16 protein-coding genes and 1 pseudogene are annotated in these 19,767 nt (G+C 45.1%); 2 read left to right on the top strand and 15 right to left on the bottom strand.

The window, feature by feature from the left end:
• Positions 1-8: 8 nt before the first annotated feature.
• The 4 genes and pseudogenes from AACS90_RS10745 to AACS90_RS10730 form a co-directional block, all read right to left on the bottom strand.
• Complete coding sequence (locus AACS90_RS10745; RefSeq protein WP_099122664.1) at positions 9-1,103, bottom strand: 3-oxoacyl-ACP synthase III family protein; 1,095 nt, start codon at positions 1,101-1,103, stop codon at positions 9-11.
• 311 nt (positions 1,104-1,414) lie between these two features.
• Positions 1,415-1,782 (bottom strand): annotated as a pseudogene (locus AACS90_RS10740) (IS1 family transposase); the annotation flags it as partial.
• A gap of 209 nt (positions 1,783-1,991) precedes the next feature.
• Positions 1,992-2,309, bottom strand: coding sequence for a hypothetical protein (locus AACS90_RS10735; RefSeq protein WP_099122663.1), 318 nt, complete (start codon positions 2,307-2,309; stop codon positions 1,992-1,994).
• Entirely contained in the window at positions 2,302-3,384 is a 1,083-nt protein-coding gene (locus tag AACS90_RS10730) for an SMI1/KNR4 family protein (protein ID WP_099122662.1), read from the bottom strand. Before AACS90_RS10730 ends, AACS90_RS10735 begins: the two co-directional genes overlap by 8 nt.
• A 1,014-nt stretch (positions 3,385-4,398) precedes the next feature.
• Here AACS90_RS10730 and AACS90_RS10725 point away from each other — a divergent pair.
• The gene (locus AACS90_RS10725; protein WP_099122661.1) at positions 4,399-5,151 is read left to right on the top strand and encodes a M48 family metalloprotease; all 753 of its coding nucleotides are present in this window, start codon (positions 4,399-4,401) and stop codon (positions 5,149-5,151) included.
• A 96-nt stretch (positions 5,152-5,247) separates the two neighbouring features.
• Here AACS90_RS10725 and secA read toward each other — a convergent pair whose 3' ends face one another.
• Both secA and secM read right to left on the bottom strand, forming a co-directional pair.
• Entirely contained in the window at positions 5,248-7,956 is a 2,709-nt protein-coding gene (gene secA, locus AACS90_RS10720; RefSeq protein ID WP_099122660.1) for a preprotein translocase subunit SecA, read from the bottom strand.
• Between the two features lie 155 nt (positions 7,957-8,111).
• Complete coding sequence (gene secM, locus AACS90_RS10715) at positions 8,112-8,648, bottom strand: secA translation cis-regulator SecM (RefSeq protein ID WP_099122659.1); 537 nt, start codon at positions 8,646-8,648, stop codon at positions 8,112-8,114.
• A 37-nt stretch (positions 8,649-8,685) separates the two neighbouring features.
• Here secM and AACS90_RS10710 point away from each other — a divergent pair, with 37 nt between their 5' ends.
• Positions 8,686-9,237 (top strand): DUF721 domain-containing protein, encoded by a 552-nt coding sequence (locus AACS90_RS10710; protein WP_099122675.1) that lies wholly within the window; start codon positions 8,686-8,688, stop codon positions 9,235-9,237.
• A gap of 134 nt (positions 9,238-9,371) precedes the next feature.
• On the opposite strand, the gene lpxC is transcribed toward AACS90_RS10710, so the two are convergent.
• The 9 genes from lpxC to murD form a co-directional block, all read right to left on the bottom strand.
• Entirely contained in the window at positions 9,372-10,292 is a 921-nt protein-coding gene (gene lpxC / locus AACS90_RS10705) for a UDP-3-O-acyl-N-acetylglucosamine deacetylase (RefSeq protein ID WP_099109904.1), read from the bottom strand.
• A gap of 99 nt (positions 10,293-10,391) precedes the next feature.
• Positions 10,392-11,555: a cell division protein FtsZ gene (gene ftsZ, locus AACS90_RS10700; protein ID WP_099109905.1), complete on the bottom strand. Its 1,164-nt coding sequence runs from the start codon at positions 11,553-11,555 to the stop codon at positions 10,392-10,394.
• Between the two features lie 66 nt (positions 11,556-11,621).
• Positions 11,622-12,878 (bottom strand): cell division protein FtsA, encoded by a 1,257-nt coding sequence (gene ftsA / locus AACS90_RS10695; protein WP_086955564.1) that lies wholly within the window; start codon positions 12,876-12,878, stop codon positions 11,622-11,624.
• Between the two features lie 35 nt (positions 12,879-12,913).
• Positions 12,914-13,720 (bottom strand): cell division protein FtsQ, encoded by an 807-nt coding sequence (ftsQ, locus tag AACS90_RS10690; protein WP_099122658.1) that lies wholly within the window; start codon positions 13,718-13,720, stop codon positions 12,914-12,916.
• Position 13,721: 1 nt separating this feature from the next.
• Positions 13,722-14,642: a D-alanine--D-alanine ligase gene (locus AACS90_RS10685; RefSeq protein WP_099122657.1), complete on the bottom strand. Its 921-nt coding sequence runs from the start codon at positions 14,640-14,642 to the stop codon at positions 13,722-13,724.
• Positions 14,635-16,110, bottom strand: a complete 1,476-nt coding sequence (gene murC, locus AACS90_RS10680) for a UDP-N-acetylmuramate--L-alanine ligase (protein ID WP_099122656.1) — start codon at positions 16,108-16,110, stop codon at positions 14,635-14,637. Before murC ends, AACS90_RS10685 begins: the two co-directional genes overlap by 8 nt.
• 74 nt (positions 16,111-16,184) lie before the next feature.
• Complete coding sequence (gene murG / locus AACS90_RS10675; protein ID WP_099122655.1) at positions 16,185-17,252, bottom strand: undecaprenyldiphospho-muramoylpentapeptide beta-N-acetylglucosaminyltransferase; 1,068 nt, start codon at positions 17,250-17,252, stop codon at positions 16,185-16,187.
• Positions 17,249-18,442, bottom strand: coding sequence for a cell division protein FtsW (ftsW, locus tag AACS90_RS10670; RefSeq protein ID WP_099122654.1), 1,194 nt, complete (start codon positions 18,440-18,442; stop codon positions 17,249-17,251). Before ftsW ends, murG begins: the two co-directional genes overlap by 4 nt.
• The gene (gene murD / locus AACS90_RS10665; protein ID WP_099122674.1) at positions 18,442-19,752 is read right to left on the bottom strand and encodes a UDP-N-acetylmuramoyl-L-alanine--D-glutamate ligase; all 1,311 of its coding nucleotides are present in this window, start codon (positions 19,750-19,752) and stop codon (positions 18,442-18,444) included. Before murD ends, ftsW begins: the two co-directional genes overlap by 1 nt.
• Between the last annotated feature and the right edge of the window lie 15 nt (positions 19,753-19,767).

The raw sequence follows: 19,767 nt of genomic DNA, 5'->3' as shown, positions 1-19,767 counted from the left end.
CAGTGGGTTTATAGCAGGCTCATCTTTTTGCATGAAGGGGCCAGAATAACGTCAGGCCAGCGGAGTATGGCTGCTGAAGCTTCTGCCTGACCACCAAACCCGTACAGAAGTACGGTATCTCCGGGTTTAATGTCACCGGCAGCAGCGGCTGTATATGCATTGAATGGCATCAACACCGGCCCGATATTAGCAACCTGTGGGAAAGTATTTACCACACGGTTAAGTTCTACTCCTAATGCATCGGCCGAAAACTCTGCGTGCCAGGCTGTCGGAGTATTCACAACGACAAAGTCAATATCTTTCAATTCAAGCCCGGCTTTTGCCAGAGCACCCTTTGTTGTCTGTACGAGATACTCTTCAGCTGTGGCCCGTAATACGTGGGAGATAGAGGGATCTACACGCAAACGGATTTTTTGCCTGAGGGGGGTTGTTCCAGAGGTATCCTCAACTGCATCAAGCAACCAGGTGCCACAGGTTTTTCCTGTGTGCAAAGATTCCGCTCCCAGTAGACCAAAACCATTTTCAACCGGCCCGACCAAAAATGCTGCCGAAGCATCTCCGCATAAACGCAGGGTGACATCGTCAGGTTCGATCGCCCGCGATAGTCTGGATGTAGTTATGACTAAAACTCGTTCTTTTAACCCTGCTTGCACCCAGGCACAGGCTGTCAATAATGCTGTCATGGAACCACCACAGGTTGCTTCTATGTTAAAAGCACCGCCGCCAGTTCCAATTAGCTGAGCAAGATACCCGGCATCACCTGAACCAATCCGATCCGGAAACATTGACACTGAAATCAGACAATCTACCTCTGCCGAAGAAACACCCGCAGCACCCAGTACACGATGTGCGGCTTTAACGCCGAGCTCCACACTTCCTTCGTTAGTTGCTGCTATTCGGCGCTCGACACTACCGAAAAAAGGATCGTCCAGATAACGTTCCATCGCGGCATCATAGGGGTTAATTTTACGACGACCGGATACATCACGTGATCCCGCTACTGTTATTGACTGCTCTTGAGGTATATCTTCACACCACCAATCATTTGTACGCACCTCATCAGGCAAATATACGGCAATCGCCTGAATTCCTGCTGCTTGCATATAGTCTCCTCATATAATTAAAGCGGATTACCTAAAATCATGCGCATGAATTTGCGTTCTGATTTGCAGGCAATAAAATAAATTCGAACTAAAAATCAGTTGTATGATAAATGCAAAAGTTCACTTTAAATACTCTAAATTTATTGAACTATTAAATTGATGATTCCAGTCAATGCCTTTCTAAATATTAATTAAAAATGGTCGTATAATTTCACATTATTTTATTGAATTACGCTGCAATAAATATTGTTATTAAACTATTAAGTAATGTAATTCTAAAATCGGTCACAAATTCAATTTGTTGATTTATCTTAAATATAATATTCTCTTTCGATAAAAGTCCCGATGACTTTGTCATGCATTTCTATGGATTTTGAATAACTCAATATTTTACAATTCAGTCTGTTAATTCGGTTTCAGAAGGTGAGATTTTCACGTTCAATACGCTGTGTGAAGATTTTTCCAATGAGGGATTTACCTATGGGCAATACATTGTAAGCCTTGAAATGATCGGTACACCAAAACGTGACGTTAAGACGCGATAATTTCTCGATGAGCTGAATTTCAACCTGTTCCAGTGGTAATGAGGTTACACACCGTGGGGACAGTTTTTTAAAACGCGAACGATGGTATTAATATGCAGTGACCGGGCGGTGTCACGGCTGCCAGCATTATTTATTATAGGGCAGACAAAGATAACACTGACATTCACTTTGACCTATATCCTGTTTTCTCACCAACTCAGTTTATTGACAAAATCAACATTTCACTTCTACCATCGCCACTTGATTTCCTTAAAAGGGAGGTGTATGCACGAGGAGGAGCAAATTGAATATGTGACCAATAAGGAGGGATTTACCCCCCCCTATTATCTTACTAAACCCTAATTTAATTCTGATTAAATTGGACTGGCGAATCTATATCAAGCAAGTAAGATGTAATATTACTGCGGATATATTCATTTTTATCTGTTGGGTATTTAAGCCACGCCTGCTCTAAATATGGGATCACCTCTTCATAATACTGTTGCGTCTTTGCTAACGTTTGAATAGCTACTAACGCCACTTTCTCATCATCCGAAACCATAAATTCAAAAAATAACGTCATTTTCTGATTCAATAATGGATCATAGGAAGCTGCATAAATCGCAGTTGATACCAACTCTTTATCAGCACAGCTAAATAAATGTATAAATTGTTCAAACATTAACCACATTTAACTCTTTTAATATATAGCCAATGAAGCGTACTGTATCTCTATCGGTGCTCTTTGCTAATGTCTCAATTAGCTGTTGTTGGAACAGTTTTAAGTTAGTTTTATGCTGAAAGAAAACAATTTTAGCAGCCTGACTGACGATATTATTATTGTTGTTTTTCAGGTCATCCAATAGGTAACAAGTCGTTCTCTCTGGCGCAAATTGCGCTAGTATTTTTAATACATATGGGTAAACATCATTATGCCCCTGTTCTACTATTCCTTCGAGTATATCCGCACCTTGTTCAGATAATATTGGTAATTTATAAAAACTTTTTATCACCTGAATTCGTTCTTCATCTGTCTGCATATTTTGGTAAGACACCAACAAGGTCTCTTCACTACCGCCCATATTATGGCCAAACCAGCTAGTATTATATTCTTGGATCACCTCATCCAACCAGCGTTCATACCAATCGAGAAAACTTTTTTCATAAGAAAAAAAGTACGGCTTATCTGAATCACACCAATGGTGGGTATATAAAATTCGCCCTGCATATTTACCGGTAATCACCAACAATAAATCATATTCACAACCACAAGTGCCCAAATAAAACACCCCTTGATGGATAAGATGATCTCTTTCGTCAAATTCTTCATCAGAGCAATCATCATCAATTTGGCTCATAACCTGCCATTCTTGGTCACTCATGGTTGGTGATAAAATAGAAGGTAATGCGGCGGTTTGGTCATAACGACTTTCACTATCTTCAAAACGAGCAATACCATAATATGGCCCTGCTCCTCCGTTTCCTATTTGAGTCAGAAACAAAATAAAGTCTTCTGGTAATTGTGCCCCTGTTCTTTTTTGCCATTTCTCAATTTCTGCCAGTGCGATAGGTGGATTTAAAACATATTTGTGCCTATCCGAAGCAAATAACTCAAATTTTTTATCTACCTCTAATGCTAAAGGTAGCTTGAGCTGTACTCTTTTCACTTGGTCATTTGGGTAAGCGAGATTTATTTCTAGCCTTGCTTGTGCAGGTGTTAATGATCTTTTTTGGAACAAATTTGATATAAAGCACATTTTAACTGAATATCCTAAATTTTATTATTTTCAACAAAAGAGATAATCAAAATTGTTATTCTCTTGAATACTAAATCAATTAAACCTGAACTAGAAATAACTATCAATCCATCTTTATAGCTTAATTTATAAAAAAATTTGAAAGTATATCCATATGTTCGATTTTAACTTTTTGATATTTCTCCAGTGTCAACCAATGACTAACGTCTTTCACCATGCTACACACATGAGATTGCGATAATCGGATTATGGAGCAGTTCGTTGCCTGCATGAACTGTGCATTTTTTGCCGATGAAAGCATGATGATATCTGTTTCAGATTGACCATACAATTGCTCGTTCCATGCCTATTCTATCAACAGCTGCCAGCCGACTGATTTAGCGATTTTTCCTGCCCACAATACTTAGCCCTGACAGTTCAGTCTGAGCTTATTTAGCATGCAATGTTAGAGTAATTTTCTATTCCGATTCTTACACAACCAATAAAAAAGAAAACCGCCTATAATTTAATGTTTATCCAGCAGTATCGCCGAGTAAGACGATGAATAAAATAAACTATTACTTACATCAGAGAATATAACTCACGAAATATTATTTATTTTAAATTCACTTCACATTGAATGAATGTTTATTTCATTTTTCAATGGTTATTATTTATCTCATCACCAGAATAAATTTCCAAGAAAAGTAACCGATATAAGCTAACACAGCGACCTTATTGCCACTGTTAGAGAGGGCCATCGTAATCGACGTTCCATTCTGGCTATCAGCATTATTTTTTCTAACCGACGATCATTTACGGCAAAAGGGTAACGCATACTGTGCTATATTTGTTAAGTTAATTTAAACTAAATTACTCTTCTTATGGTTTGATTATTTTGCTTAAAACGTTATCAAATTCACATAATCACTATTATTAGAGTTTATTCGTATTACTATTTTTAGCAAAATGCATCATCTTTTTATACCCTAAAAATATTAGGGCTACGTGTATTACAAAGGAAAAAACAACGTTATGAAAATGAAAGCTCTTGTTGCGGTAGCTGTTTCGGCTGTAATGCTGGCGGGTTGTCAGAATCTTGATCATGGAATGCTGGCCAGCTCTGGGATGCAATTATTCAAAGCCGCAACGCTAAATGATTCTGATGTCAAACAACTCTCTGACCAATCATGTAGAGATATGGATGCACAGAATAAAATTGCCCCCGCATCCAGCCAATACACTAAGCGTCTGAACAAAATTGCCAAAGCATTAGGACACGAAATTAATGGTACTCCTGTTAACTACAAGGTTTATCTGACTGATGATGTTAACGCATGGGCAATGGCTAATGGTTGTGTACGCGTATACAGCGGCCTGATGAATATGATGAATGATAATGAAGTCGAAGGTGTTCTGGGCCATGAAATGGGGCACGTTGCATTGGGCCACTCGCGTAAAGCAATGCAGGTTGCCTATGCAGCCGTTGCTGCGCGTACCGCAGCAGCATCAGCCGGTGGTGTCGCAGCACAGTTGAGCGATTCTCAACTTGCAGATCTGGGGCAAAAGCTGCTCAACTCGCAGTTTTCACAACATCAGGAAAGTCAGGCTGATGACTTCTCTTATGAACTGCTGAAAAAACGCAATATCAAAACTGAAGGCTTAGCAACCAGCTTTGAAAAACTGGCTAAACTAGGCAGTGGTGAAACCAGTATGTTTGATTCACACCCACCGTCAAAGGAACGTGCTGGACACGTTCGTAATCGTATCGCAGCCGATAAGAAATAATAAGTTCTGCCCTGATTGAAGCGGTGACAATGGCACCGCTTCAGACTGCTGACAGCCAGAGATAAATTATCTCTGGCTGTTTATCGCTGACTTTAATTATAAACGACCGTGGCAATGCTTATATTTTTTGCCTGAGCCACATGGGCAAGGATCGTTACGTCCAACTTTACGGGAACCGCTTGCCATTTGTGCTTCGGCTTCTGACATCAAAGCCCCTTGCTCAACCTCATGGCTTAAGTGCTGCTGGCTTGCCAGACGCTCCGCTTCTGCACGGCGCTGCTGTTCAAGAGCTTCCACTTCTTCCGGCATTCTGACCTGAACTTTGCCCAATGTGCTGATAACTTCATATTTCAGTGATTCCAGCATATTGGCAAACATAGCGAAAGATTCACGCTTATATTCCTGCTTTGGATCTTTCTGCGCATAACCACGCAAGTGAATGCCCTGACGCAGATAATCCATTGCCGCCAGATGCTCCTTCCACAATGTATCCAGCGTTTGCAGCATGATGCCTTTTTCAAAGTTACGCATCATTTCTTCACCGACGATTTCTTCTTTCTGTTTATAAACTTCTATCGCCTTTTCAAGAATACGCTCTCGCAATGTTTCTTCATGGAGTTCTGGCTCTTTATCCAGCCACTCTTTAATTGGTAAAGACAGATCAAAATCATTGACCAAACGCTCTTCCAAGCCCGGAATATCCCACATTTCTTCCAGAGATTGTGGCGGGATATAAGCATCAATAGTTACTTTGAAGACATCTTCACGGATGCTAGAGATAGTTTCGCTGACATCGCTCACATCAAGCAGGTCGTTACGTTGTGCATAAATCGCACGGCGCTGATCATTAGCAACATCATCATATTCCAGCAATTGTTTACGGATATCGAAGTTGCGGCTTTCAACTTTACGCTGTGCATTGGCAATAGCTTTAGTGACCCATGGGTGTTCAATCGCTTCGCCCGGCTGCATCCCCAATTTGCGCATCATTCCTGTTACACGCTCTGAAGCAAAAATACGCATCAGTGAATCTTCCATTGAGAGGTAGAAGCGTGAAGAACCCGCATCCCCCTGACGACCAGCACGACCACGCAGCTGGTTATCGATACGGCGTGATTCGTGACGCTCTGTACCAATAATATGTAAACCACCTGCTGCCAGTACTGCATCATGACGTTCCTGCCATGACGCTTTAATTTGTTCGATTTGCTCTTCTGTCGGCTCTTCCAGCTTAGCAATTTCTGCCTGCCAGCTTCCCCCCAGTACGATATCCGTACCGCGTCCAGCCATGTTGGTTGCTATAGTAACAGTACCAGCCTGACCTGCCTGTGCAATGATGTCGGCTTCCATTGCGTGGAATTTCGCATTCAGAACATTATGCACAATATCCGCTTTGGTCAGTGCATTTGAAATCACTTCTGATTTTTCAATCGAGATAGTTCCCACTAATACTGGCTGGTTGTTATTAACGCGCTCTTTAATATCTTCAATGATCGCATCAATTTTTTCCGCTTCCGTCATGTAAACCAGATCAGGTAAATCCTGACGGATCATCGGACGGTTAGTCGGAACAACAATGGTATCCAGTTTATAAATAGAACTGAATTCAAAGGCTTCAGTGTCAGCCGTACCTGTCATACCTGCCAGTTTTTCATACAGGCGGAAGTAGTTCTGGAATGTGATAGAGGCCAGTGTCTGGTTTTCGTTCTGGATCTCAACGTGCTCTTTGGCTTCCACTGCCTGATGCAAACCATCAGACCAGCGACGCCCCTGCATGGTACGTCCGGTGTGTTCATCAACAATAATGACTTCACCATCTTTAACAATATAGTCAACATCACGGGTAAACAAGACATGTGCCCGCAATGCTGCGGTTACATGGTGCATCAGCATAATATTGGATGGAGAATAAAGCGATTCACCTTCATCCATCACTTTAGCATTCACCAACAGTTCTTCAATCAGCACCAGACCACGTTCGGTCAGGTTAACCTGGCGTGTTTTTTCATCAACGGAGAAATGCCCTTCGCCCTGAAAAGTGTCTGAATCTTCTTGTTCCTGTCGGATTAATTGAGGGATCAGTTTATCTACTTTGATATAAAGCTCAGAGCTGTCTTCTGCCGGACCAGAAATAATCAGTGGAGTACGAGCTTCATCGATCAGAATGGAGTCAACTTCATCCACCAGAGCGTAATGCAGTTTGCGTTGCACCCGCTCTTCCGGGCTGAATGCCATGTTGTCACGCAGGTAATCGAAACCGTATTCGTTATTGGTACCATAAGTAATATCTGCGGCGTAAGCAGCACGTTTTGCGGGAGCTGGCATGTTTGGTAAGTTGATACCAACGCTCAGTCCCAAAAATTCAAACAACGGGCGATTGTTTTCAGCATCACGCTGTGCCAGATAGTCATTCACAGTAACAACATGAACACCGCGTCCACTCAGTGCGTTCAAATAGGCGGGCAATGTTGCAGTCAGAGTTTTACCTTCACCTGTACGCATTTCTGCAATACAACGCTCATTAAGTACCATCCCACCCAGTAACTGCACATCGAAGTGACGCATACCAAACACACGTTTACTGGCTTCACGTACTGTAGCAAAGGCTTCTGGCAGAATTTTTTCCAGTGATTCGCCCTCTTTAAGGCGGGCACGGAATTGCTCTGTTTTGGCTTTTAATTCTTCATCAGACAGCTTTTCAAAATCAGGTTCCATACGGTTAATCACATCAACCGATTTACGCAAACGACGCAGGGTACGATCGTTACGGCTACCAAAAATCTTAGTAAGTAATTTAATCAACATAGTTAATACATCTCAAATGAGGCCACAATTACAGCCAATCAATTGTGTCTTTTATACCCATTATTATTCAAATTGCTGCCAGGCAACTTGCAGTCGATTGGGATATATGACTCGAATTTAGTTACTGTCTTATTATCAGAAATCAGACAGACACATTACAATAAAGATTGATGGTTAACCGCAGGCCCGGCACGAATTCCCTGAATTTGAGCAACCCAAAGTGCCGGTGTATGGACATCCGGAGAAATTGCTGCCACAGTCTCAGCACCAACCGCAGATTCAAATCGGGTCGGCGCCTGTATTAGCATGGCATGTAGTGTATCCAGCATGATCTGTTGCATAAAAGGTACTGCAACTCGGATACTTTCTTTTGCTTCTTCATATCTGACAGGCTCAGAAATAGAAAAAGCAAAAGAAAGTTGCCGAATAACATTACGAACAGCATGTTGTTGCCAATAATTTAAATAATTAGAGGGCTGGCGCTGAGCGTTTTGTAACTGAAACAGATGTTCAAATGATGAAAGTGCCCGATTTTGGTTTCTCTGGGCAGATGAGGTATTTGTATGTGGCAGGCTTTCTGCGGCTCCGGCCAGAACGGGAGGCACACCAATTCCTGTAGCAACCATGCTCAGTAAAAGGTGAGGCCAAAAATAACGCCTGCCAAATTGTCGCCAAAGATTTAGAATACTCATGAAACCTTCATTAATAAATACTGGAACCGCCTTTATTATGCGAGATAGCCGCCCACAATCACTGGACTTGTTATTGTTTGAAAGTCAGCCAGAAAATGCGGCAGCTGCCGGAAAAAGCCCGCTTCAGGCTATTCAACGACATGCCATTGCATTACTGAAACTCAACCGGGCTGTTCTTAGCCTGCTTCCGGGACAAGTACGCCCTTGGTGCCGGGTCGCAAATTATCGTAAACATATTCTGGTGCTGGAAACAGGTAATGCCAGCTGGAAAACCAGACTTTACTATGAAATTCCCGTTTTACTCTCCGCATTAAGAAGTGAAATTCTACCATCTTTATCTTCTATCGACATCAGGATTAACCCATCATTAATGGTTAAAAGTCATAATAATGAACAGAGTGTCGAAAAAATATCAGAAAGAAAACTTAATAATGATAGCCAGAGCTTGCCAACTCGCCAATTAAGCCATGAAAGTGCAGAAACATTAATAGCATTGGCCGAACGTAGCCCGGAAAAATTGAAAAGAAGGTTGGAGCGATTGGCTGCGCTGGCCGGAGAGAGTACCAGTACAGCCAAGATGAAACGTTAGCGCTGAATAAAAAACATCAGCGAGAGGAGCGTAATAGATAACATAACCCACTGATGAATCATAAGAATATTCTCAATACATAGATTATCAATAACAGCTGTATTAATAATCTACTGTCTTAATAATCGACTGTATTAATATGCCAACACTGTTGATGGTGCGCGGAAAGCCAGTGGCATTTCAGCTTCATCTTCAAATGTGACAAACTCCCAAGCACTTTCCTGCGCCAAAACTGCCTGTAACAGTTTATTATTCAGAGCATGACCTGATTTAAACGCAGTAAATGCGCCAATAATGTTATAACCACACATAAACAGGTCACCGATGGCATCCAACATTTTATGTCGGACAAACTCATCTTCAAAGCGCAGGCCATCTTCATTGAGTACGCGGTAATCATCTACCACGATCGCACAATCAAAGCTGCCACCTAAGCATAAGCCCTGAGATTGCAGGTACTCAATGTCACGCATAAATCCAAAAGTACGCGCACGACTAATCTGGCGAACAAAAGAATCTGCTGAAAAATCCAGACTATAACGCTGAGTGCTGGAATCAATCGCCGGATGTTTAAAGTCAATGGTGAAATCCAGACTAAAACCGTGATATGGTGCCAGTTCAGCCCATTTATCACCCTCTTCCACGCGAACTGTATCTTTCATACGCACGAATTTTTTCGCAACGTTCAGCTCTTCAATGCCTGCATCCAATAACAGGAAGACAAACGGGCTTGCGCTACCATCCATAATCGGAATTTCTGGCGCGTCAACATCAATAACAATATTATCGATACCCAAACCTGCCAGTGCCGCATTCAGATGCTCAACAGTTGAGATTCGCACATTTTGTTCATTTACCAGACAAGTGCAGAGCATAGTATCACGCACGGATTTGGCATCAGCCGGGAAATCTACCGGAGGATTCAAGTCAGTACGACGATAGATGACCCCGGTGTTAGCCGGCGCGGGACGCATTGTTAATGTGACTTTTTTACCGGTATGTAAACCGACACCTGTCGCCTGAACAATACGTTTTAATGTCCTTTGTTTGATCATCGTTTATCTCTCGCAATATTACTAATCCTGCCAATCACTATAAAATATGATTGGCAGAATATTTTAACACAAAAAGCGGAGAAACCAATTTTTTAGCTATCAGTCAGCCTGCTTGCGCAAAAATGCCGGAATATCTAGATAATCAGGTTCTTTACTTGTCTGTGCATTTTGGTCATTGACCACTTTTGCTGCTGGTTTATTTTCATCAGGTAATGATGAAATTCCACCAGGCATTTGCTGATAGCGGCGATCCAATGTATTTGGCTGCGATGCCTTGTTATTGGTCACCAGTGTAATTTCAGGACGTTTATCCATCCCAATACCCGTGGCTACCACAGTGACACGCAGCTCATCATTCATATCCGGATCCAGTGATGTACCGATAACCACCGTTGCGTTGTCTGAAGCAAATGCACGGATGGTATTACCCACTGTTTCAAATTCATCCAGACGCAGATCAAAGCCCGCTGTAATGTTGACCAGTACACCACGCGCTCCGGAGAGATCGATATCTTCCAGCAATGGGCTGGAAATCGCCATTTCAGCCGCCTCTTCCGCACGGTCTTCGCCCTGCGCAATACCAGAGCCCATCATGGCATAACCCATTTCGGACATCACAGTACGAACGTCAGCGAAGTCAACATTCATCAAGCCGGGACGAGTGATCAGTTCAGCGATACCCTGAACCGCACCTTTCAGCACGTCATTGGCTGCACCAAATGCATCCAACAGAGAGATGCCACGACCCAGCACTTTCAGCAATTTGTCATTTGGAATAGTGATCAGTGAGTCCACATGTTTGGACAGTTCAGTGATCCCCTGCTCCGCGAAGGCCATACGTTTTTTGCCTTCAAAATTAAATGGCTTGGTGACAACAGCAACGGTCAGAATTCCAAGCTCTTTGGCAATCTCAGCCACAACGGGAGCAGCACCGGTTCCTGTACCGCCACCCATACCGGCAGCGATAAATACCATATCGGCCCCTTCCAGTGCCGTACGCAGTGATTCGCGGTCTTCTTCCGCCGCTGTACGTCCGACCTCAGGGTTTGCACCAGCGCCCAATCCTTTTGTAATGCCGTTGCCAATCTGGATGGTCTGACCGACAGCTGTTTTACGCAATGCCTGAGCATCAGTGTTAACCGCAAAGAAATCGACACCTTCAATACGCTCACGCACCATATGTTCAACAGCATTACCGCCGCCACCGCCGACGCCGATGACTTTAATCACCGCGTCATTGGTTAATTCCAGTGGTTCAAACATAATTTCTCTCCGTTTTGTGCCTTTATGTCGAGGCCGACATCATTTTCACGGCCTCTGTATAAAAAATCAAAATTCTTTTCTCAGCCAGCTACTGACTTTTTTAAACCAGCCGCTTACTGAAGTTCTTTTATCAGCATCAGAATCGCCGCCAAGGTGGGATTCTTTGCCATAATGCAGAAGCCCGACTGCTGTTGAGTAGCAAGGCTCCTGCACGTAATCTGTCAGGCCGGTAATGTTCAGGGGACGTCCAATACGTACCTGAGTATGAAATACTCTTTGGGCACACTCAGCCAACCCATCTATCTGAGCACCCCCACCTGTTAAAACGATCCCTGCGGCCAGATGATGTTTTACCCCCTGCTGACGCAATTGCTCCTGCAATCGTAAAATTTCATCATTGACTAAATTCAGCAGTTCGGTATAACGTGGCTCAATAACCTCAGCCAGAGTCTGGCGTTGCAAACTGCGGGGAGGGCGTCCTCCCACACTCGGAACCTCAACGCTTTCATCCTTGCTGACTATCGAACCCAGTGCGCAACCGTGGCGTACCTTGATGGTTTCAGCGTCACTCGGCGGTGTACCAAATGCATAGGCAATATCACTGGTAACAACATTTCCTGCATATGGGATCACTTTGGTATGACGCAATGCACCGCCAGTATATACCGCGATATCCATCGTTCCGCCGCCAATATCAACGACACATACCCCTAATTCACGCTCATCTTCTGTCAAAACAGCATAACTTGCCGCTAATCCTGCAAAAATAAGCTGGTCAACTTTCAGCCCACAACGCTCAACAGCTTTTACAATATTTTTTGCCATGTCGTTATGGCAGGTAATCAAATGCACTTTCGCCTGCATACGCACACCGGAAAGCCCGACTGGGTTTTTGATACCTTCCTGATAATCGATAGCGTATTCCTGTGGGATCACATGCAAAATACGGTGTTCATCGCGAACACGAACCGATTTGGCTGTATGGACAACACTGTCCACATCATCCTGTGTTACTTCTTCTTCTGAAATTGGCACCATGCCAATTTCGTTCTGGCAACTAATATGTTTGCCAGACAGCGCCAGATAAACTGAAGATATTTGGCAATCTGCCATTAACTCAGCCTGATCAATCGCACGCTGGACGCATTTAACGACTGATTCAAGATCGTTGACGCCGCCTTTATCCATGCCGCGGGATGGGCAATTTCCCACTCCGATAATATTAACCATACCATCGGGCAGAATTTCACCAACCAGGGCAGATACATTTGCTGTCCCGATTTCAAGGCCAACTACCAATTTTCTGTCCGTTGATTTGATCATCGTTGTTCTGCCTGTCTCTGTATTATTGCCAGTCACTATTTATTTTCTTGCCCGTTCATTAAAGCCGGTGCGTCAGTTAATAAAGGAGCCCAGCCAACCGCAGCACCACTGTCATAACGTAAGTCCACATAAGCCACACGTTTTTGCGTGTTTTTCTGCAACACAGGGTAAAGTTCAATAAAACGCTGAATGCGCCCTTCTTGATCTTTATTACCCAATTCCAGCCGGACGTCATTATCCAGTACCAGTTGCCAGGAATTACGAGCCGTCATGATCACTGCTTTCAATTTCATTTTATGTGCAGCAAGCTGTTCAGCCATTGTGCGATATTCTGCCAATACGACTTTTTCTTTGCCTTCCGGGCCATAGAGCATGGAATAATGCCCTCCGGCGCTACGTTCAATAGGCAAACTGAATACTCTTCCTTCTTTATCCAGCATGTGCGTATCATTCCAACGCACATAAGGGACGTATTCTACCAGATGAATTTTCAGTTCATCAGGCCATTGTTTACGTACAGTGACCTGACGGATCCATGGCAGCCGCTCTATCTGGCCCTGAATGACATTGACATCCTGTGTCATAAATGTCTCTGGCGTGCCCAGTGACAGGATTGCCTGCCTGACATCATCATCCGTGGTGTAATGCCGCTGGCCTGTCAACACCAGTTTTGAGAGTGGCAGCCGGTTTGAATCCTTCATCCACTCTAAGGTTACCCAGCTCCCCCATATGACAGTACCAACCACCATCAGAAAGAAGAGGAACCCTGCCAGATAATAACCATTACTGGGGCGGGAACTCCGAACTTCAATTTCCCGCGTATTCCGGGCTGCCTGTGACATATCAATCAGCCAGCTCCAGAATTCTCGCTACTAATTGTGAAAAACTTAATCCCGTCTGACGCGCAGCCTGAGGCACCAGACTATGACTTGTCATGCCCGGAGAAGTGTTCACTTCCAGTAGATAGAAATTGCCATTTCCATCATCCATGATATCAACCCTTCCCCAGCCACTGCATCCCACGATCTTGTAGGCTCTTAATGCGAGATCCGCCAACTCTTGCTCTTTTTCTGCACTTAAACCACTAGGGCAGAAATATTTAGTTTCGTTTGAGATATATTTCGCATCATAGTCATAAAATACTTCCGGTGCCTGAATACGAATGGAGGGAAGAACTTCATCACCAAGAAATGCCACTGTATATTCCGGGCCGAACATCCATTTCTCAACCAAGATAATTTGGTCATATTGGAATGCCAGCTCCAGTGCTCCACGCAAATCGGAGTAGTCATTCACTTTGGTCATGCCAACACTGGAACCTTCCAGATTTGGCTTAACCATTAATGGCAGCCCTAATTCTTGAACATATTCTTTGATTTGAAAATCATTAAGTTGTTCAAATTGATGAGAATTAATCACAACATAGGGAGAAACAGGCAGTTTTGCCCCTTGCCATAACTGCTTTGTGCGCAATTTATCCATTGATAAAGCAGATGCCATTACGCCGCTGCCGGTATAAGGGAGCTGCAAAAATTCCAGTACACCCTGTACTGTACCATCTTCACCACCGCGTCCATGCAGGGCGATAAAGACTTTGCTGAACCCTTCTTCCTTGAGTTTAGTCACATCAAAGTATTTTGTATCGACTGAATGTGCATTAATACCTGCTTCCTTCAACCCAGCTACAACAGCCTGCCCGGATTGCAGTGAAACTTCACGTTCAGCAGAAGTCCCTCCCAACAAGACAGCGACCTTATCAGCCATGATGCTCCCCTTCATTAAAAGACGGCTGTAATTTTGTTTCAGCCAAATTGCGCGCTATTTTACCGATATTACCGGCACCCTGTACTAATACTAAGTCGTTGTTTTCCATTATTTGTGACAGCATGACCGAAATTTGCTCCGGTTCTGACACCAGTATCGGGTCTAACTTCCCTCGACTGCGAATAGTACGACATAAGGAACGGCTGTCCGCACCCGGTATCGGAGTTTCCCCGGCAGAATAAACATCCAGCATTAACAGAACATCCACCTGATTCAATACATTGGCAAAGTCATCGTACAAATCACGCGTTCTGGTATAACGGTGAGGCTGGAATACCATAACGATACGTTTATCTGGCCAGCCGGCGCGCGCAGCCTTAACTGTGGCATCAACTTCAGTCGGGTGATGACCATAATCATCAACCAACATGACATTGCCTTCTTTGTTGTTAATATTCCTGAGAGAAAAATCCCCCAGGAAGTCAAAACGGCGTCCGGTTCCCTGAAATTCAGCCAGTGATGCCAGAATCGCGGCATCATCAATGCCTTCTTCAGTCGCGACAGCCACAGCGGCTGTTGCATTCAGTGCGTTATGTTTTCCCGGTGCATTCAGGACAACATGAAGTTCAGGTAAATCTTCACGGCTGATGGTAAAGAAACCCTGTGCCCCCTTCTGCTCATAATGGGTAATGCGAACGTCAGCCTCATTGCTGAAGCCATAAGTCGTCACATAACGACCGATACGCGGAATTAACTCCTTCACAACCGGATCATCAATACACATCACGGCCCGACCATAAAATGGCAAATTATACAGGAAGTTGACAAAAGTCTGCTTCAGGTTTTCAAAGTCTCCCTGATAGGTATCCATATGATCGGGTTCAATATTGGTTACCACCGCCATCATGGGTTGCAAGTGCAGGAAAGACGCATCGCTTTCATCCGCTTCAGCGATCAGGTAACGGCTGGTACCAAGACGAGCATGCGTACCCGCAGCTTTGACTAACCCGCCATTGACAAAGGTAGGATCAAGGCCAGCCTGAGCATAGATACCGGCAATCATTGCTGTCGTCGTCGTTTTGCCATGTGTTCCCGCAACAGCGATGCCATGTCGGTAGCGCATCAGCTCTGCCAGCATCTCTGCACGACGGATAACCGGAATACGGGCTTCACGGGCCGCAATAATTTCTGGGTTATCGGCAGGAATTGCTGTTGATGCAACGACCACACTGGCATTGCGTACATTCTCCGCGCGGTGATTAAAATAAATAGTTGCTCCCAGTTCAATCAGTTGCTGCGTAACAGGATTGGGAGCGAGATCAGAACCACTTATCTGATAACCTTCATTGGCCAACACCTCGGCGATCCCACCCATGCCAGCACCACCAATGCCAACAAAGTGGATATGCCTGACTTTTCTCATTTCAGGCACTGAAGCTCTTAATTTCGCCAACTGTTGTATATTCACGTTTTAATCTTCACTAGTTATGTTTACTTCTCCGCTCTGCCGGTATCTTAAAAACCCACAAAACGGCCTGAATTCTATTTTTTAGCAGCATCAGTCAATGCCGCAGCTACTCGTTCAGTTGCATCGATAATGGCAACAGAATGAGCTTTTTCTGCCATTTCCTGCAATTGCGGACGCTGCCACTGTTTCAGCAATTCCACCACGGCATCCGCCGTAAATTGAGGCTGTTCAAGTATTTTTGCTGCTCCTGCTTGTTCCAGCGGCAACGCATTCCAGTATTGCTGGCGATCTTTATGCTGAAACGGTACAAAAATCGCAGGTAAACCTGCCGCTGAAATCTCACTGACGGTCAATGCACCGGAACGACAAATGACGATATCAGCCCACGCGTAAGCCTGCGCCATATCATCAATAAACTCAGTCACCCTGAAATCAGTGACAGCTAAGTCGACATATTTTTTCTGTGTTTCTGCCTGTGCACCTTTGCCCGCCTGATGCCATACAGAGATACTGTCTCCCAGAAGGGAAGCGGCTTCTGGCATTGTCTGGTTCAGAATTCTTGCCCCCTGACTGCCACCAACAATAAGAACGCGCACAGGCCCTTGCCTGTCTGTGAGGCGCTGTGCTGGTGCAGGCAGTGCCAACACATCTTTACGAACCGGATTACCGACCACCGGAGCATCAGGAAATGCACCCGGAAAAGCCTGCAAAACTGTTTTTGCAATTTTAGCCAGCCAGCGGTTAGTTAATCCTGCGATACCATTCTGCTCATGGAGAACCACCGGAACACCACACAACCATGCAGCAATACCGCCCGGCCCTGAGACGTATCCTCCCATTCCCAGCACTACATCCGGCTGATAACGCCGGATAATCGCTTTTGCCTGCCGGATTGCCTTAAAAATTCTGATAGGTGCAGCAAGTAACGCTTTTATCCCTTTGCCCCGCAACCCTGAAATCTGAATAAACTCGATCTCTATGCCATGTTTCGGAACTAAATCAGCCTCCATGCGATCAGCTGTTCCCAACCAGCGAATCTCCCAGCCCTGTTCTTTCAAATAATGGGCAACCGCCAGCCCCGGAAACACATGGCCTCCGGTTCCGCCCGCCATTACCATCAACCGCCGGTTTTTGCCACTCATTTAGGGCTCCTTACGAACGCCTGCGCTTTTGCCAGACGCACTTCATAATCAATTCGCAATAATAAAACGATGGCCGTTGACATCACGATCAGGCTCGAACCACCATAACTGACAAGAGGCAATGTCAGCCCTTTCGTCGGTAACATCCCTGAAGCTGCACCCACATTGATGAATGCCTGAAAGCTGAACCAGAGACCAATGGCACAGGCCAGAAAACCTGCAAATCGCTGATCGAGCTGCAACGCGCGGCGGCCAATCATCATTGCGCGGAAAGCGACGAAGAATACCATTGCCAACACCAAAACCACACCTAAATAACCTAATTCTTCCCCTAATATGGAGAAAATAAAGTCAGTGTGTGCTTCCGGCAGATATTCCAGTTTCTGAACTGAATTCCCAAGCCCTTGCCCGAAAAAGTCTCCGCGACCAAATGCCATCAGGGATTGTGTAAGCTGATAGCCACTACCGAATGGGTCATCCCACGGATTCAGGAAAGAAGTCACCCTGCGCACACGGTATGGCTCCGCAATAATCAACACGATAACTGCAAAGATCCCGCAGCCAATGATGGCAAGAAACTGCCACAGCTTTGCCCCCGCCAAAAATAACAGGGCTAAAGTTGTTACAAACAGTACAACCACCGTTCCCAAATCGGGTTGGGCCAGCAGCAGGACAGCCAGCGCAATCATGACGCCCATCGGCTTACAGAACCCCCAGAAGTTGTTTCTCACCTCTTCGACTTTTCTCACCAGATAACTGGAGAGGTAACAAAAGAGTGACAACTTCGACAATTCCGCCGGCTGAATACGTAAAGGGCCAATGGCTACCCAACGAGATGCACCATTCACCGAGCTACCCACAAACAGCACGACAACCAGCATCATGATCGTCATTAATAACATAACAATGCTGTAACGCTGCCAGAACGCCATCGGAATGCGCAGCGTAATCAGCGACAGGCCAAAGGACAGCCCCAGATAAGTTGCATCGCGATTCGAAAAGATAAATGGATCCTGAGCAAGACGCTGACCGACTGGCATTGACGCCGATGTCACCATCACAAAACCAATCGCCGCTAACCCAAGCACCATCCAGACCAGGGTACGATCATACATGACGATATCTGTGGGATCTGTCTCCACATTACCCGCCAGCCAATTTTTAAATTTACCGAGGCCCGGAATGATCATTAACCCAACTCCTCCGCCAAACGGGAGAACTCATAACCCCGTTGTTCAAAACCACTAAACTGATCAAAGCTCGCACAGGCCGGTGACAATAACACCATGTCTCCGCTAACCAATTTGGGGGTAATCTCCCTCATGGCCTGTTCCATCGTATCCGTCAGTGTGGAAATTTCAGGACGCAGCTGCGCCAGTTGATTTCCATCACGACCAAAACAATAAAGACGAATGTTATTTCCGGATAAATAAGACCGAAGAGGGGTGAAATCAGCCTCTTTCCCGTCGCCACCGACTAACAGGTAAAGCGTGCCCTCCAGCATCAGGCCACTCAATGCTGCCTGAGTGCTGCCGACATTTGTTGCTTTGGAATCGTTGACCCAGCGAATACCGTTTCTCATATGAACTACCTGAAAACGGTGAGCCAGCCCCTGATAAGTACGCAGAGCCAGCAGACTTGCTTCACGGGGGATATTAACCGCATCGGCCAGAGCCAGCGCAGCAAGCCCGTTAGTATAGTTATGCTGACCTGTCAGACACATCTCGCGTGTAGACAGGACGGGCTGTTGATTGGCAACTAATTGTTGTTGCTCACTGTCAAGCCGGTAATCACCACTTCCGACACCAAAACTAATACAACGGCTGTCTTTACCTGCTACCGGCAGGGTCAAATCATCCTGCTCATTCACTACGCACACTTTGGCCTGATCATAGATGCGCAGCTTGGCTGCGCGATATTGAGCCAGTCCTTCAGGGTAGCGAACCATATGGTCTTCCGTGACATTCAGCACGGTCGCAGCAGCTGCCCGCAAGCTGTAAGTTGTCTCAAGCTGAAAACTGGAAAGTTCCAAGACATATAGCTGACACGGTTGCTTCAGTAACTCCAGAGCCGGGACACCGATATTCCCTCCAACTCCAACCTGCCATCCGGCGGCTTTCGCCATTTCACCCACCAGAGTGGTTACTGTGCTTTTACCATTTGAGCCCGTAATCGCCACAATCGGTGCTGTTGCCTCACGGCAGAACAGTTCAATATCTCCGACTATTTCAATGCCAGCATCAGCCGCGGCCTGTAGTTCAGGTGTTGCCAGCGCAATACCCGGGCTGGAGACGATTAAGTCAGCTTCCATCAGCCATTGTTTGTTGAAGCTGCCGGTGTGGCATTCAACATTATCAGGCAGCTTGTCACTTCCCGGCGGTACTATACGGGTATCCATCACACGAGGAATCACTCCGCGCGCCATGAAAAAGTCAACGCAGGAAAGGCCGGTTAATCCCAGCCCAACAATAACGACTTTTTTACCTTCGTATTTTGTCATGATCCGTTCAGTCAT

This window comes from Xenorhabdus sp. KK7.4 (genome assembly GCF_963876465.1).
In the GTDB taxonomy this organism is placed as follows: Bacteria; Pseudomonadota; Gammaproteobacteria; order Enterobacterales; family Enterobacteriaceae; genus Xenorhabdus; species Xenorhabdus stockiae.
This window is presented reverse-complemented; position numbering and strand designations above follow the sequence as displayed.